Annotated in this window: 13 protein-coding genes; 10 read left to right on the plus strand and 3 right to left on the minus strand. The window is 41.8% G+C overall.

All coding sequences use genetic code 11. The features are described 5' to 3' along the window. Nucleotides 1–56: 56 nt before the first annotated feature. Together J5A56_RS07975 and J5A56_RS07980 are read right to left on the minus strand one after the other, a co-directional pair. Entirely contained in the window at nucleotides 57–275 is a 219-nt protein-coding gene (locus J5A56_RS07975) for a hypothetical protein (RefSeq protein WP_036919556.1), read from the minus strand. A 16-nt stretch (nucleotides 276–291) separates the two neighbouring features. After that, nucleotides 292–2,256 carry a leucine-rich repeat domain-containing protein gene (locus tag J5A56_RS07980; protein WP_021671630.1) on the minus strand — a complete coding sequence of 655 codons (1,965 nt, stop codon included), beginning with the start codon at nucleotides 2,254–2,256 and terminating at the stop codon, nucleotides 292–294. A gap of 402 nt (nucleotides 2,257–2,658) precedes the next feature. On the opposite strand from J5A56_RS07980, the gene J5A56_RS07985 reads away from it, so the two are divergent. Both J5A56_RS07985 and J5A56_RS07990 read left to right on the plus strand, forming a co-directional pair. Then, entirely contained in the window at nucleotides 2,659–4,200 is a 1,542-nt protein-coding gene (locus J5A56_RS07985; protein ID WP_021671629.1) for an arylsulfatase, read from the plus strand. Nucleotides 4,201–4,230: 30 nt separating this feature from the next. Beyond that, nucleotides 4,231–5,910, plus strand: coding sequence for a sulfatase family protein (locus J5A56_RS07990; protein ID WP_021671628.1), 1,680 nt, complete (start codon nucleotides 4,231–4,233; stop codon nucleotides 5,908–5,910). 479 nt (nucleotides 5,911–6,389) lie between these two features. Here the strand turns inward: J5A56_RS07990 and J5A56_RS07995 are convergent, their stop codons facing one another. Beyond that, nucleotides 6,390–7,214, minus strand: coding sequence for an alpha/beta hydrolase (locus tag J5A56_RS07995; RefSeq protein WP_021671626.1), 825 nt, complete (start codon nucleotides 7,212–7,214; stop codon nucleotides 6,390–6,392). A 324-nt stretch (nucleotides 7,215–7,538) separates the two neighbouring features. Between J5A56_RS07995 and J5A56_RS08000 the strand changes: the two genes are divergently transcribed. The 8 genes from J5A56_RS08000 to J5A56_RS08035 all read left to right on the plus strand — a co-directional run bounded on the left by J5A56_RS08000 (nucleotide 7,539) and on the right by J5A56_RS08035 (nucleotide 17,221). Continuing rightward, nucleotides 7,539–8,075: an NUDIX domain-containing protein gene (locus J5A56_RS08000; protein WP_021671625.1), complete on the plus strand. Its 537-nt coding sequence runs from the start codon at nucleotides 7,539–7,541 to the stop codon at nucleotides 8,073–8,075. Nucleotides 8,076–8,153: 78 nt separating this feature from the next. Continuing rightward, nucleotides 8,154–10,490, plus strand: a complete 2,337-nt coding sequence (gene topA, locus J5A56_RS08005) for a type I DNA topoisomerase (RefSeq protein WP_021671624.1) — start codon at nucleotides 8,154–8,156, stop codon at nucleotides 10,488–10,490. A gap of 94 nt (nucleotides 10,491–10,584) precedes the next feature. Further along, complete coding sequence (locus tag J5A56_RS08010) at nucleotides 10,585–11,160, plus strand: shikimate kinase (RefSeq protein ID WP_081691277.1); 576 nt, start codon at nucleotides 10,585–10,587, stop codon at nucleotides 11,158–11,160. A gap of 88 nt (nucleotides 11,161–11,248) precedes the next feature. Further along, entirely contained in the window at nucleotides 11,249–13,141 is a 1,893-nt protein-coding gene (gene speA, locus J5A56_RS08015; protein ID WP_021671622.1) for a biosynthetic arginine decarboxylase, read from the plus strand. Between the two features lie 487 nt (nucleotides 13,142–13,628). After that, entirely contained in the window at nucleotides 13,629–14,141 is a 513-nt protein-coding gene (locus J5A56_RS08020) for an RNA polymerase sigma factor (protein ID WP_021671620.1), read from the plus strand. Further along, entirely contained in the window at nucleotides 14,131–14,610 is a 480-nt protein-coding gene (locus tag J5A56_RS08025) for a hypothetical protein (RefSeq protein ID WP_021671619.1), read from the plus strand. Before J5A56_RS08020 ends, J5A56_RS08025 begins: the two co-directional genes overlap by 11 nt. A gap of 560 nt (nucleotides 14,611–15,170) precedes the next feature. Further along, nucleotides 15,171–16,445, plus strand: a complete 1,275-nt coding sequence (locus J5A56_RS08030) for a glycosyltransferase family 4 protein (RefSeq protein WP_021671617.1) — start codon at nucleotides 15,171–15,173, stop codon at nucleotides 16,443–16,445. After that, nucleotides 16,442–17,221 (plus strand): glycosyltransferase family 2 protein, encoded by a 780-nt coding sequence (locus J5A56_RS08035; RefSeq protein ID WP_021671616.1) that lies wholly within the window; start codon nucleotides 16,442–16,444, stop codon nucleotides 17,219–17,221. The genes J5A56_RS08030 and J5A56_RS08035 overlap by 4 nt, the downstream gene beginning before the upstream one ends. The last annotated feature ends 75 nt before the right edge of the window (nucleotides 17,222–17,296 follow it).

The following is a 17,296-nucleotide window of genomic DNA, read 5'->3' on the forward strand; positions in this document are numbered from 1 at the left end:
GCATGAAGCAGATGCAATCCCATTTGATAAGTTAATCAACAGTAAAGAAGCTGGTTTTAATCTTCCCAGATATTAGTTGTGTGTTGCTCGGTGAAAGGGTTTTCCTTACTTCCTGCAATGCCGGGACCACCTGTATCAATATCTTCTTGATTCTTTTCATTTGGACTACCTGCACCTCCAATACTTGCTGAGTCATTTGTTTTGCTGTTACATATAAACTTCTCAGTAATAACGGCATGAATATCCGTCATTGGCTTTATATATTTTGTTTTCATTATGACTTTTCTTTGTTTAACGAACGATGTACTTCTTTCCATTAACGATGTAAACTCCCTGTGGCAATGCTTTCAGATTAATTGTGCCCTGCTGTACGAGCTGTCCCGTAATGGTATAGACCTTTCCCTGCTGCATGTCGCGTACAGCTGGCATAACAGGAAGCGTGTCAATAGCAGTCGTCTGCCCGTCAATGCTTTCTAAATAATAGCTGACTGATGGCTTCGCATTCGCACCATTGTCCTTATTCATCAGGATGCAAGCTGTGTAAGGAGTCCATGTTCCGCTGTTAGATGCTATCCACTTGTAAAAACCATTCTTATAGGTGCTCTCATTATCGTCTGAATAGTAATAATAAGAATACTGCTGCAGGTGCTTGTTCTTGTCATAATTACCAATAAAAGTATAGGTGACGCCATCAGCAGTATTTACAACCTTTTGAGCATCCAAGCTTTCCTTTTTCTCTTCTTGTTTCTTGATACCCACGATGGTTGTTTTCACACCCGTCTGCGTTCCCTTGTGCAGGGAAGGGTGAATCATGTAAGGATGGTGAGCCTTTGTCTCTGTTACAGGGTTCTTAAACTTCAGTGTGATAATCTTGTCACGATTAGACTTTGTGACAATGTCTACATCAGAGAACTCTACCACTTCAACTTTTGAACCGTATGCACTCTTGAGTTGCTGGGCTGTCATGTCAAACGGCAGACACATTGTGTACCACTTGCCGTCTACACGTTTGTCGTCATCCCATGTGTCATCTTTTTTGTTCTCACCAACCAAGGCGAAGTTCTTCCAGCCTGCATAGTCACCATGTTGTACAGTGTATTTTCCAACTTCCTTAGTAGGCCAAATTTCACCATTCTCTGCCAGCATACTGTTAGTTGAACCGCCAAGAGTGCGTGAATGCTCGTTTACATAGTCGTTTTTAGCTTCTTTGGGGTAATGCAGCATTGCCAGGGGTGTGTTGGAACCATCCGCTTTTTTGTAAAACTCTCGTTTCAAAGGAGTGGTGTTACTTTGATTCGTGTAACTGAATGATGCGGAGGCTTGCTCATAAAAAGCCTGATTTTCCGCCTTTGTATTTTTACCTAACACATAGACATCTGTAAGTGCTTTGTTGTTTTGGAAAGCGTGTGCCTCAATTTTCTCGACACTTGCAGGAATTGTAATTGTCTTCAGTTTCTCGCACACGAAAGCATTTTTCTCAATTACCTTCAGCGTGTTAGGCAGGTGGATAGCTTCAATTGCTGCGCCAGAGAATGCACCATCACGGATATATTCAACTCCTTCTGGCAACACAATATCCTTTAAGGCTGAACAGCCAGTGAAAGCCTGGGTACCAATTTCTTTCCAACCATAGCCAAAGTCAACAGATGTGAGATCTGTACAACCTGCAAATGCTTGTTGCTCTATTTTGCTGTTGCCATTAGGGTTAACTTCACCAAGTTTAATAGTCTTTAGGGATTGTGGAAACGCCTGAACGCCTACATCTACGCTGCGTTCTGCATTGTCAGGAATGATTACATTTTCTATTTTGCATGAACCATAATTAAGGCAAGCTTGTGGTATCTCTTTAGTTGTACGAGGGAAGGTGATAGTCTTCAGCTTGTCCATATACTTTAGATTGATCAGTTTGCTGTCATTCGTTAAGTTTGCGAACTCAAGATCGAGTGTGTTTAAGTTGGGGAAGTTGTTTTCAATCTCGGCCATACCACAAATACGCTCTAAGTCCTCATTGCTCATAGTTACTCCAGTTTTGGTTACAACTTTCAGCTTCGTGGTAGTCAGATAATCTTTTATTAGATCTGATGGCGTGTACTTGGCATATTCTCCTGATACTGGTGTGAACTCATTGTTAATGTCGCCAGATGCTTCGAGCGTGAAGACCACCGTCCCGTCAGTTTCTTGGGTTACAGTTAGCTTTGCCCATGTTGCCTGCAATGTAATGATTGACAGAGCCAACATTAAGATTAATCTTTTCATTTCTTTTTGTCTGTTTTTTTATATTTATAAGTAATTTAGATCCAATAAATTATTCCGCAAGTTTCGGCATGAAACTGCAGATTGTTGTTGTTTGATTGAATGTTTGCTGCGAATAGTCGCTTGAAATAAATTTGTAATATGTTCAATTTTCTGCAAAAGTATAATTATTGTTTAACACTTCGAGTTTTACCCCCCCCATATTTAATATAACTTAATATAAATTGACTTTAATTTTAATAAAAGTGATAAAAGGTAACAATAAGTCTTTTGAAAAGCCAACAAGAGGCACATTCTGATTTGCGTTTTCATTTTTTTATGTAAGTTTGCAGACCCGTAGACATTACTACACGATGAAATCGGGAAAGACAAACACCAAGAACCTAAAGTATAACATATCATTATATGAAACCAAACCTAACAAAGACACTCCTGCCCATAGCAGCATTGGCATGTGGTCAAACTCAGGCAGTGGCACAGAAAAACCAGCAACGTCCTAACATCATCTACATTATGTGCGATGATATGGGCTATGGCGACCTTGGTTGCTATGGACAGCAGTATATTCTTACACCGAATATTGACCGTATGGCAAAGGAGGGTATGCGTTTTACACAAGCTTATGCGGGTGCACCAGTGAGTGCTCCATCGCGTGCCTGCTTTATGACAGGACAACATTCTGGACATACGGAAGTACGAGGAAACAAGGAATATTGGGCACCAAGTAAGCCTATCTATTATGGGAAAAACCGCGATTTCAGCGTTGTTGGTCAGCATCCATACGACTCAGAGCATGTTATCCTACCTGAAATCATGAAAGACAATGGCTACCGTACGGGTATGTTCGGTAAGTGGGCTGGTGGTTATGAAGGCTCTAAGTCAACGCCTGATAATCGTGGGGTGGATGAGTTTTATGGTTATATCTGTCAGTTCCAAGCACATCTTTATTATCCAAACTTCCTCAATGAATACAACAGGGAGCGTGGAGACAGTGCGGTTAAACGTGTAGTAATGCAGAATAATATTGATTATCCGATGTTTGGAGAGCAGTATGCACAGCGCAAAGACTATTCCGCCGATCTCATCCATCAGCGTGCTATGAACTGGTTGAAGCGACAAAGCAAGGACAAACCGTTCTTTGGAGTATTCACTTATACGCTTCCTCATGCAGAACTTGCACAGCCTAACGACTCGCTTTTAGCTTTCTACAAGAAGAAGTTCTTTGAAGATAAGACATGGGGAGGGCAGGAAGGCTCACGTTACAACGCTGTTGTGCATACACACGCACAGTTTGCTGCAATGATAACTCGCCTTGATGCTTATGTCGGAGAAATCCTCCGTGCGCTGGATGAGCAGGGACTTGCTGAGAACACGCTCGTTATCTTTACCAGTGATAATGGTCCTCATGAGGAGGGTGGAGCAGACCCTGCCTTCTTCAACCGTGATGGTAAGCTACGAGGACTTAAACGCCAGTGCTATGAAGGAGGTATTCGTATTCCGTTTATTGCTCGATGGAAGGGACGTATTAAGGAGGATGTGACCAGCGATTTGCCATTTGCTTTCTACGACTTGATGCCAACCTTCTGTGACGTGGCAGGTATTCGCAACTTTCCAAAACGCTATGTCAATAAGAAAAAGACTGTCGATTACTTCGATGGAATCTCTATTTTCCCAACCTTGATGAGCGATGAAAAGGCACAAAAGAAGCATCCGCACCTTTACTGGGAGTTTGCTGAAACCAACCAGATTGCCGTGCGTATGGGTGATTGGAAACTGATTGTTATCCGTGGTGTACCGCATCTTTATAATCTTGCAACAGACTTGCACGAAGATAAGGACATTGCAAAAGAGCACCCAGAGATAGTTGATCAGATGGTAAAGATTATTTATCAAGAGCATGTTGACAATCCTCTGTTCCCGATCACAATGCCGAAAGGAAGGGAGTAATAAGACACAAACATCTAAAAACCATTCTATATGAATCAGAACATTGCAAAAGCTATCTTGCCATTGGCAGCACTGTCGTGTGCTCAAGGTAAGATGCTTGCACAGGACGCGGCACGTCCTAACATCCTTTACATTATGTGTGACGACCATGCTATGCAGGCAATTAGTGCATACGGTAGTCCTATCTCGAAGTTAGCTCCTACACCAAACATCGATCGTTTGGCACAGCGTGGAATGCTTTTCCGCAACTGTTTCGTGGAGAACTCATTGTCAACGCCAAGTCGTGCCTGCTTGATGACAGGACTTTATAGCCATCAGAACGGGCAAAGACAGTTGGCGGAAGGTATTGATACGACAAAGACTTTTGTCCCAGAGCTGATGCAGAAGGCGGGCTATGAGACTGGTATCGTGGGTAAATGGCACATGATGTGTCGCCCGAAGGGCTTCAATTACTATTATATCCTCGATGGTCAGGGAAAGTACTATAATCCAAATTTCTGCACAACAGGCAACTACGGCAAGTATAAACAGGAGATGGGGTATGCAACAACACTGACCACACAGCATGCGATAGAGTTTCTTGACCATCGACAGAAGGATAAGCCTTTCTGCTTGTATGTGCATCATAAGGCACCACATCGCAACTGGTTTGCTGAACCAAAGCATATTGGAATGTATGATGGGGTAGAGTTCCCATTGCCAAAAACCTTCTGGGATAACTATGAGAACCGTGGTTCGGCTGCCAGAACACAGAAGATGAATATTGAAAAGGATATGGAGTTAATCTTAGACTTCAAAATCCCTGAACTCCTCGATACGTCAGATGTAGAGAGTATGTCGTCTTATTCTGGTTTGATGGGTGAACTTGGACGTATGACACCAGCACAAAGAATGGCATGGGATAAGTATTATATGCCAAGAAACCGCCGTTTCATCGAGGCTAAGCTGTCTGGTAAGGAGCTTGCAGTATGGAAGTATCAGAATTATATTCGTGACTATATGTCTGTCATTGCTTCGGTAGATGAGAGCGTAGGACAGCTGCTGGATTATCTTGAAGCACATAACTTAGATAAGAATACAGTTGTTATCTATACCTCTGATCAGGGCTTCTATATGGGAGAGCACGGGTGGTTTGATAAGCGTTTCATGTACGAGGAGTCTTTCCATACACCACTTATCATCAGCTATCCGGGTCATATAAAGGCTGGAAGTGAGAATACGGAAATGGTACAGAACATCGACTTTGCACCAACTTTCCTTGCTTATGCTGGTGTAGAGCAGCCTAAGGAGATGACTGGTAAGCCTCTGCAGCCATTGTTTGCAGGTGAGAAGCCAAAGAACTGGCGCAAGGATTTGTATTATCACTATTACGACTATCCTACCTATCATCTTGTTCGTAAGCACGATGGTGTACGTACTGACCGCTATAAGCTTATCTATTTCTATGGTAAAGGTGGTATGCGTGCTGTGGAGGAGAATAAGTACCAGAATATTGCAGGTACAAGCGAGAATAACTGCTTGCGTTATCTCTATGCAACAAACTACTTTAATGAGGATCCTGACGTAAGTTACTATGAACTTTATGACCTGCAGAATGACCCAGATGAGTTGAATAACATCTACGGCAAGAAAGGTACAGAGAAGGTTACAAAGCAGTTGATGAAACGCCTAAACGATTATCGTAAGGAACTGAAAGTAGATGAATATTAATGTTCTGTAAACTCTTATAGTTTCGGAGTTATAGAATATAAAGACCTTATAGAGAGTCAAGTCAATTCTTTCCTTGGAAAAGATAAAGGGATAGAGTGACTTGACTCTCTTTTTTTATATATTGATGTTGGAGGAGGTTGTGTATCTACTTTTATTGCCGTGTCATAGCAATAACGGTATATAAAGTCTGTGAATGCACTCATTCTAATGGTGATTAGCCTTCATTTTAGTCGTAAATTATTGGGAGAGTAATGCTCCGCACCAATGGTGTTGATGCCTAACACGAATTGTGCTAACGCCAAACACCAATGGTGCGGAGTATGAATACAGCGATTATTTATCACCTTTAGATAAGAAAGGAAAGACAAGAAAAAGGGATACACAGCCTGTGTATCCCTTTGTTATATTGTGTATAATCCATTCAAATTCTAATGAATCGAATTGCGTTTATCTCATTGATGGATAAGGTTAGAATAGGTTTAGAAACTCTTCAACCATGCTTTCAGGTCCATCATCATTTCCTCATGGTAGCGGAAGCCAATCTTACTGCCCCAACCATGGCCACCACCAGGGTAAACGTGGAGAGACCCACGAACGTCATTGCGGTACAACTCTGTGTAGAAGTTTACACCATTAGCTGGTGGAACAGTATCGTCGTCGTCGCTGAGTGCAATGAAAGTGCGTGGAGTCACACGGCTTACGTTCATGTCAGCACTGTATTTCTTCTCGTCACGCTTGCTTGGACTCTTGCCAAGGAAGTTCTGACGGCTTTTGTCATGACCATAACCTTCCATCATTGAGATAACTGGATAGAAGAGAATTTGGAAGTTAGGCTTTGCCTCACCCTGACTTCTTGTTGCGATAGTTGCAGCGAGGTGGCCACCAGCAGAGAAGCCCATGATACCTACGTCGTTACGGTTAATCTTCCAACTTGTAGCATTCAAACGTACAAGTTTCATGGCTTGTTCAGCATCTGAAATAGGAACTTCAGGCTGACCATGTGGCATACGATACTTCAATACGATGGCTGCAATACCCTGATTTTGAAAGAATTCTCCCCAGTCGTAGCCCTCTTTCTCCATAGAAAGTGTCTCGTAAGCACCGCCAGGACAGATGACTACGGCACGACCAGTAGCTTGTTTTTCCATAGGAAGAAATACACGAACCTTTGCTGAGTCGCTTTCATCACCATTGCTGTAAGGTGGACGACCATTATAGAGTTTAACATCAAAGACGCTCTGAGCAGACATTGCCATAGTGGCTGTTGCTAAGCCGATTACGAGGAAAAGTTTTCTTAAATTCATTCTATACTCTGTTTATTTGTTTGTTCGTTTATCCTCTCTCCTTCCCAACGATTTTATCTTGGAAAGTTGATTTACTGAAAACACACGTTACAGTAAAAGAAGAGAAGTAAAACGTAAGATTTTGAATGTATAGTTGCAAAGTTAACAAAAAGATACGATTTCAATAGTAGATGTTTAGAGTTTTTAGTATATTTGCAGACAGAAATAATAAAAGGTATAGAGCATAAACGAATTTTAATAAATTCGTGTTACTGTTAACAACTTCCTTTTGCTTAGTTACTTAAAGAGCAACATCAATAAACATGAACTATATACAATCTCAAAATGCACGTATTAGAAAAATTTCGGTATTGCCCCGTATGTGGAAGTAAGCACTTTGTTGAACAGAATGAAAAGAGCAAACGTTGTGAGAGTTGTGGCTTTGAGTATTTCTTAAACCCAAGTTCGGCTGTTGCGGCATTTATTCTGAATGAACAGGGAGAACTACTGGTGACACGTAGAAAGTTCGACCCAGGACGTGGGACGTTGGACCTTCCTGGCGGTTTCTGTGATATTGATGAAACGATTGGTGAGGCATTGGTACGTGAGGTGAAGGAGGAAACCAACCTTGTCATTAAGGAGAAACATTATTTCTGTTCATTGCCAAATAAGTATCGTTACAGTGATTTTGATATCCCTACATTGGATGCCTTTTTTATTTGCAAGGTAGAGGATGAAACTGTTCTCAAGGCTGCTGACGATGTAGAAGAGGCTATATGGCTACCATTGACAGAGGTTCATACAGAGCAGTTTGGTCTCCGTTCTATTCGTCAGGCACTATATGATTTCCTGCAAATGGAGTTGGAAAACTTAAAAAAGTAGAAATTTTGCCTATTATATAAGGTGTAAGCAAAAAGTTTAAGTACTTTTGCGTCCTTGGAAAAATGTACAAGATTGATTATGCAAGAAAACTTGGTAATAGTAGAGAGCCCGGCAAAGGCTAAGACCATTGAGAAGTTCCTTGGTAAGGATTATAAGGTGATGTCATCTTATGGGCATATCCGTGACTTGAAAAAAAAGGAACTTAGCATTGACCTCGACACGTTAAATCCTGACTACGAAATCCCTGATGAGAAGAAGAAAGTGGTCAGTGAACTGAAGAAGAGTGCAAAAGCTGCCCAGAAGATTTGGTTGGCTTCCGATGAAGACCGCGAAGGGGAGGCTATCAGTTGGCACCTTTGCGAGGTGTTGGGATTGGATGAAGAGAAGACAAATCGTATTGTTTTCCATGAGATAACCAAGCCAGCGATATTGAAAGCTATCGAGACACCACGTCGTTTGGATATGAATCTTGTAAATGCACAACAGGCTCGTCGTGTTCTTGACCGATTGGTTGGCTTTCGTCTTTCACCTGTCTTGTGGCGCAAGGTGAAACCAGCGTTGAGTGCAGGACGTGTACAGAGCGTTGCCGTTAGATTGATTGTAGAACGCGAACGTGAGATACAGAACTTCAATTCAGAGCCTTACTATCGCTTGAATGCAGTCTTCGCTGTTACAAGTGAGGACGGTTCAAAGAATGAAGTGAAGGCAGAGTTGAGCAAGCGTTTCAAGACACATGAGGAAGCATTAGCGTTCCTTGAACTGTGTAAGACTTCAAAATTCAAGGTTTCATCGATTGCTAAGAAGCCTTTGAGGCGTACTCCAGCTCCTCCATTTACCACCTCAACCCTCCAGCAGGAAGCTGCGCGAAAGCTCGGATTTACCGTAAGTCAGACGATGATGGTTGCCCAGCGACTATATGAGGCTGGTCGTATCACCTATATGCGTACCGATAGTGTGAATCTCTCTACGTTGGCTATCAATAACTGTAAGGCTGAGATTGAGCAACTCTATGGTGAGAATTATGGTAAGGTAAGAAAGTATCAGACACATAGCAAGGGTGCTCAAGAAGCGCACGAGGCTATCCGTCCTACTTATATCGACAACGTTTCTATCGAAGGAACAAGTCAGGAAAAGCGTTTATACGACCTTATTTGGAAGCGTACTATTGCTTCACAGATGGCTGATGCACAGATAGAGAAGACCACAGTAAACATATCTCTTGAGTCTGAAGATGGTAAGAGCATCACTGATTTGCAGTTTATTGCGAATGGAGAAGTTGTTGCTTTTGAAGGCTTCTTGAAGGTATATCACGAATCAACTGACGATGATGAAAACAGCGAGGAGTTCTCACATGCACTGCCAGTAATGCATGAAGGTGAGGAATTGGAGCGTCGTGAAATTGTATCAACAGAGCGTTATTCACAAGGTCCTAACCGTTACACGGAAGCAAGTCTTGTACGTAAACTTGAAGAACTCGGTATTGGTCGTCCATCAACTTACGCCCCAACGATTTCAACGATTCAGCAGCGTGAATATGTGCAGAAAGGTGATCGTAAGGGTGAAGAGCGCAAGTATGTTATTGATTCATTGCTTGGATTGAAGATTACATCCAAGACTAAGAAGGAAATGGCTGGTGCTGATAAGGGTAAACTTATTCCAACTGACATCGGTATCGTAGTAAACGACTTCCTTATGAATAACTTCCCTGATATCATGGACTACAACTTCACCGCTAAGGTTGAGCAGGAGTTTGATAAGATTGCAGAGGGAAAAGCAGAGTGGAATAAGGAGATGAAAGCCTTCTATCAGGGCTTTGAACCTGAGGTGGAGAAGGTCATGAATGCTCGTTCTGAACATAAAGCAGGTGAACGTGAACTGGGTATTGACCCAGCAACAGGCAAACCTGTATTTGTAAAGATTGGTCGTTTCGGTCCAGTGGTACAGATTGGTAGTGCTGATGATGAGGACAAACCACGTTTCTCACAACTTCCTTCTGATAAGAGTATGGAGACAATCACGCTTGATGAGGCTTTGGAGTTGTTTAAGTTGCCACGCAATCTTGGTCAGTTTGAGGGTACAGATGTCATAATTGGTGCAGGTCGTTTTGGTCCTTACGTGCTTCACGATAAGAAGTATACATCGCTGCCAAAGGAGGAAGACCCACTCACCATCAGTCTTGATGCAGCTATCAATCTTATTCAGAAGAAGCGTTTGCAAGATGCACAACGTCACTTGAAGACTTTCGAGGAAGATGCTAAGATGGAGGTGATGAATGGTCGTTACGGTCCTTATATTGCCTATGATGGCAAGAACTACCGTATGCCAAAGGCGCTTCATGAGAAGGCTGCAGAACTTACATACGAACAGTGTATGGACATCGTAAAGAATGCTCCAGAGCCTAAGCGTAAGAAGTAATTGAAGATAGACTCACCTATAAGGGAAAGGAAGACATCCACCACATAGCCTGATAACGACAGACTATAGGGTGGATGATAAATATAACGTGAGTATGACAGAACATACAGAAGAATACAAACTGCTTCGCATTATTCTCATCGGCTATATGGGATCTGGAAAGACGACTGTTGGTCGGGCTTTAGCAAAGGAGTTGAATATTCCGTTCTACGACTTAGACTGGTACATAGAGAGCCGAATGCGCAAGACGGTGAAGCAAATCTTCGATGAAAAGGGAGAAGACGGCTTCCGTATGATTGAACAGTCAATGCTTCACGAGGTGGCTGAATTTGAGAATGTTATTATCTCTTGTGGTGGTGGAACTCCTTGTTTCTTTGATAACATGGAGTATATGAATGGACAGGCAGAGACGGTTTATTTGAAAGCAGAGATAGATGTTCTTTACAAGCATCTGCTAATGGGAAAGTCTGTAAGACCCCTTTTGCTTAACAAAACACCTGACGAAGTAAACCTGTTTATTCGCGAACAACTGAAGCATCGTGAATCTTTCTATATAAAGGCAAAGCACGTTCTTGATGTGAGTCTTATGGATAGTTACGACAAAATACAGATTTCGGTTAATCAACTTTGCCAACTATTAAAGTTGAATAAAGCCAATAGTTTGAAATAAAATAGCTATTAATAGATAGTTAGAAACCAAATGCTCAAAGCAAATAATTGATTAATTCAAGATTATATATAGGGACAGAAGAAGAGAAATGAAAAAGTGGACGATTGAAGATTCTCAAGAGTTGTACAACATCTCTGGATGGGGTACATCTTACTTTGGTATTAACAATGCAGGTGACGTATATGTAACGCCTTGTAAGGACAACACAGAGATTGACTTGCGTGATGTTATGGACGAACTCGCTCTGCGCGATGTGACACCTCCAGTGTTGCTCCGTTTCCCAGATATTCTCGATAATCGTATTGAGAAAACATCCTCTTGCTTTGAAAAGGCAAAGAAAGAGTATGACTTCAAAGCAGAGAACTTCATCATCTATCCTATTAAGGTAAACCAGATGCAGCCAGTGGTTGAGGAGATTATCTCTCATGGACGTAAGTTTAACTTAGGTCTGGAAGCTGGTTCAAAGCCTGAGTTGCACGCTGTGATTGCCGTACAGTGTCAGAGCGATTCACTTATTATCTGTAACGGATATAAGGATCAGAGCTATATCGAATTGGCTTTGTTAGCACAGAAGATGGGTAAGCGTATCTTCATTGTTGTTGAGAAACTCAATGAAATCGACCTTATTGCACGTGCTGCAAAGAAGTTGAATGTAAAGCCAAACCTTGGTATTCGCATCAAACTTGCTTCAAGTGGTTCTGGTAAGTGGGCTGACAGTGGCGGCGATGCTTCTAAGTTTGGTCTTACTTCTTCTGAACTCTTGCAGGCTTTAGAGACGCTTGATAACAAGGGATTGCACGATTGTTTGCATCTTATCCACTTCCATATTGGTTCACAGATTACGAAGATTCGTCGTATTCAGACAGCTCTCAATGAGGCTGCACAGTATTATGTGAACCTCAGAAAGATGGGTTATAATGTTGACTTTGTAGACTGCGGAGGTGGTTTAGGTGTCGACTATGATGGCACTCGCTCTGCAAGTAGCGAGAGCTCTGTCAACTATAGTATTCAAGAATATGTCAACGACTGCGTTTACACCTTTGTTGATGCAGCCAATAAGAACGATATTCCACATCCAAACATTATCACCGAGAGCGGTAGAAGTCTTTCTGCTCACCATTCTGTCCTTGTGATTGATGTGCTTGAAACAGCTTCTCTGCCTGAAATGTCAGAAGACTTTGAAGCAAAGGATACAGACCATCAGTTGGTAAAAGACCTCTATGATATATGGGACAACCTTGATGCTCGTAATATGTTAGAGGACTGGCACGATGCAGAACAGATTCGTGAGGAAGCCTTAGAGTTGTTCTCTCATGGTTTGGTTGACCTGAAGACACGTGCTGAGATTGAGGCGATGTATTGGAGTGTATGCCATGAAATCAACAATCTGGCAAAGAATATGAAGCACGTTCCAGACGAGTTGCGCAATATGGACAAACTTCTTGCAGATAAATACTTCTGTAACTTCTCACTCTTCCAGTCGCTTCCAGATAGCTGGGCGATTGATCAACTCTTCCCAGTAATGCCAATTCAGCGACTCAATGAGCGTCCATCACGTAATGCTACCTTGCAGGATATTACCTGTGATAGCGATGGTAAGATTTCAAACTTCGTAGCAATGGGTCGTAGTAGTCATGTTCTGCCAATCCATACACTGAAGAAGAACGAGCCTTACTACCTCGGTGTTTTCCTCGTTGGTGCTTATCAAGAAATCTTAGGTGATATGCACAATCTCTTCGGAGATACCAATGCGGTACATATTTCGGTGAAGGATGGTCGCTATCATATTGATCAGATTTTTGATGGTGAGACCGTAGAAGAGGTTTTGGAGTACGTACAGTATAATCCAAAGAAGCTTGTTCGCCAGCTTGAGATTTGGGTAACAAAGAGTGTTAAGCAGGGTAAGATTTCACTTGAAGAGGGTAAAGAATTCCTCAGTAACTACCGCAGCGGACTCTATGGTTACACCTATTTGGAGTAAACCGTAACCCTTTTGAATAAGAAGATTGACCGTAAGGGACAATAAATAACATCATTGACAATCTGTAGGGATGCATAGCTTGTGCGTCAACCTTGAATATTTCGTATCGGGCGCACGAATTGTGCGTCCCTACGTTTATTAATATAGTGAGTCAAAAGGTGATGTTAAAAAAGATTGGTAAGGATGTCCGTCCTATGAGTTTATACTCGCTCTTAGTCGTAACAGCATACTCTTATCGAATTATTTTCATGAAAATAATTCTTTTTCTTCATGAAAATAAATATTTCTTTTCATGAAAATAATTCTTTTTCTTCGTGAAGATAATTCGTGATAAAGGTTCTTTAATCGGATAAAAAGCCAAGTAGTAAAGCTGTTTAGGGCAGCATAATTAGAAGAATAAAGGTCTTAATGAAAGTTAAATAATAAGGTTTTCGCCTCATCCTTGTAACTTTTCCTCGTAGATAAACGTCATTTAAACAGAGAGAAGATGAAGAAAGTCAGTTTTCGTAACGATGTGTTGCCGATGAAGAATGAACTCTTTCGGCTTGCACTGCGTATCACGCTCAATAGAGCTGAGGCCGAGGACATCGTTCAGGATACGCTGATAAAGGTTTGGAACCGGCGATATGAGTGGGAAAATATCGATTCTATCGAAGCGTTTAGCCTCACTTTATGTCGAAACCTATCGCTTGACCGCATCAGGAAGAAAGAGAATAACAATGATTCTTTGGAAGATGTGAAAATTGCTGAGCCTTTCGCTTCATCGAATCCTCAAGACCGAATGATTGAGAAAGACAAGATTAATCTCGTAAAACAGATTGTAGACGGTCTTCCTGAGAAACAACGAAGCTGTATGCAGCTAAGAGATTTTGAAGGAAAGTCATACAAAGAGATTGCTGAAGTTCTCGAAATCAGCGAAGAGCAAGTGAAGATTAATATCTTTAGAGCTCGACAGACGGTCAAACAACAATATTTGAAATTAGACAATTATGGATTATAAGTACATCGAACAACTATTGGAACGTTACTGGCGTTGTGAGACTTCTCTTCAAGAAGAGAAAATCTTGCGTATGTTCTTCTCACAGGAGGATATCCCAGCTACGTTGCTTCCTTATCGTAATCTGTTCGTTTATGAGCAGAACGAAAAGGATATGGATATCTTGGGCGATGACTTTGACCAGAGAATTCTCGGAATGGTACAGAAAGACGAACCTGTAAAGGCACGCGTGATAACAATGCGCCATCGTCTTATGCCACTCTTCAAGGCAGCCGCTGTTGTAGCTATTTTCCTCACCTTAGGTAATGCAATGCAGGTTGCTTTCTCTGATGACGACACTCATCAGGTTAGTCCAAGCACCGCTGCTGTTGAGCATTCTCAAGAGGGACCATCTGTTGCTAAGGCCGACTCAGCAGTGAGCGACACCTTGCAACATAAGATGCAGTTACCTGTGTCAACCATTACAAAGTAAGACAATTTCTATGCTTTCTCTATAAAATAATCATTTTAAGTAAAACAACTCGAGGCTGTGAAGTCTCAATTCTCTCAAATTTTTCATAACATACTAACGTGGAAGAGCCGATACTCATTGCGAGCGTCGGCTCTTCTTATGATAGAACCCACTGTTTTGAATTCATAATTCAAGGCTCAATGTTCAAAGTTCAAAGAAAAACGCCGAGACTCTCAACGAGCTTCGGCGTTATTAGTATGTTTAACTAAGAAATCTTTTTAAAATGAAAGGGAACCTCACGGCCTCCTTTGTCATCCCAGATTAAATCGTTAAACTTTTACCTTAATAAAATAACTAAAAACCTAAATCTATTACTACTAACCTAAACAATCTATTAACCTTTTGACAATGCAAAGGTAGAATGTTTTCTGGTCTTATACAATATTTCTGTAATCTTTTACTATATACTTGCCTTTTTCTTGATACATATCAACTCTTTGTGTACGCAAACAATCATTATTTGCTTACTTTTCTTGGCTTTTTATCTGTTTTCTTGTAACTTTGCTGCAAATGATATATCAATGAGAATACTGATTGTAAATACCAGTGAGAAAACAGGTGGGGCTGCTGTTGCAGCCAACCGGCTCAAAGATGCTCTGAATAACAACGGAGTTAAGGCGAAGATGTTAGTACGTGATAAGTTAACAGATGATATCACCGTGGCAAGTCTTGGGCATGAGTGGAGGAATCAGTGGCACCTATTATGGGAGCGCTTCTGTGTGTATTGGAATCTTCACTTCTCTCGTAACCATCTTTTTGAAATTGATATAGCAAACTCTGGAGCTGATATTACTAAGCTACGTGAATTCAAGGAAGCAGACATTGTTCATCTTTCATGGATTAATCAAGGTATGCTTTCATTGAAAAGTATCAAGAAGATTTTATGTTCGGGTAAACCTGTCGTATGGACAATGCATGATCTTTGGCCAGCATCTGGTATTTGTCATTATGCGCATGGGTGCCATCGTTATGAAAATGGTTGCGGTAATTGCCCGTTATTACCTGGTGGAGGCAGTCCGAATGATTTGTCTGCAAAGGTGTGGAGACGTAAGAAGAGCGTCTACCACCATGGTAATATGTGGTTTGTTACTTGTAGTCATTGGCTCGCTCGACAAGCAAAAATGAGTGGACTTTTGCGCGATATTAGCGTTAGAAGTATTCCTAATCCTATTGACACACATCTCTTTGAACCACAAGACAAACAAGCGGCTCGCAAGCGATTGCGCCTTCCAGAGGATAAACGGCTGGTACTCTTTGTTTCTCAACGTGTGACAGATCAGCGTAAGGGTATGGATTATTTCGTTGAAGCTATCGAAAAAATGGTTGCTGAATATCCCGAAATGAAGGAGAATACAGGTATCGCTATTCTTGGGGGACACGCTGAAGAACTGGAAGGAAAACTTGCTTTGCCAGTTCATCCTATCGGTTATGTGAGCGACCAACAACAAATTCGTGATGTTTATAATGCCGCTAATGTCTTTGTGCTTCCATCACTTGAAGACAACCTTCCTAATACGATTATGGAGGCAATGGCTTGTGGCGTACCTTGTGTAGGCTTCAAAGTTGGAGGAATACCAGAGATGATAGACCATGGTAAGAATGGTTATGTTGCGACAGAACGTAATGCCGACGACCTCGCAAAAGGTATACACTGGGTACTTGATGAGGGTGATTTTGCAGCCCTTTCTGCGGACGCTGTGGGAAAAGTACAGCGTAGTTATTCACAACGAAGTGTTGCGATGCAATATCTTGAAGTATATAATGAGGCACTTGCCTATAAGAATTTCCGATTATGATCACATTTTCAGTAGTCACTATAACCTATAATGCAGCTTCGGTTCTGCAGCCGACACTTGACAGTGTGCTCATGCAGGACTATCCTCATGTGGAGCATATCATCATTGATGGAGCTTCAACAGATGATACATTAAAGATTGCTAAAGCCTATCAGAAGCAGTCTGATGAGGCTGAGAACGAGCATGTCGTACGTATTCAAAGCGAACCAGATGATGGACTTTATGATGCAATGAATAAAGGTTTACAGCAAGCAACAGGCGATTATATTGTTTTTCTGAATGCTGGTGACCGTTTTCCTGAGCCTGACACGTTGGACAAGGTGGTGCTTGCAGCGGTTGTTGGGGATGGTGAGCAGCGTCCAGCTGTCCTCTTTGGTGACACGGATATCATTGATGAAAAGGGCAACTTTCTTTGCCATCGCCGGCTCAGTCCGTCTGAACGACTCACTTGGCGTTCTTTTCGTTATGGTATGTTGGTATGCCACCAGTCGTTCTATGCTCGCTTAGATATAGCCCGTTCGCTCCTCTATGATACCTCTTATCGTTATTCGGCAGACGTTGATTGGTGTATTCGTGTGATGAAAGAGGGCGAACGTCAGCAACTCCTTCTGCGTAATGTCCATGCTGTTATTGCAAATTATGTGCAAGAAGGGCAAACAACGCTTCATCATAAGGAGTCGCTCCGTGAGCGTTTTGATGTCATGCGCAGGCATTATGGACTGGTTCAAACGTTATTGCTCCACGTATGGTTTGCGATACGTAGCGTGATAAAGTAAGACAAGTTCTTGGACTTAAATGCCCTTAATACGTCCTATTGATTGTTAAGGATAGCAATTTTTGCATTAATTAGT

The organism is Prevotella melaninogenica (assembly GCF_018128065.1).
In the GTDB taxonomy this organism is placed as follows: domain Bacteria; phylum Bacteroidota; class Bacteroidia; order Bacteroidales; family Bacteroidaceae; genus Prevotella.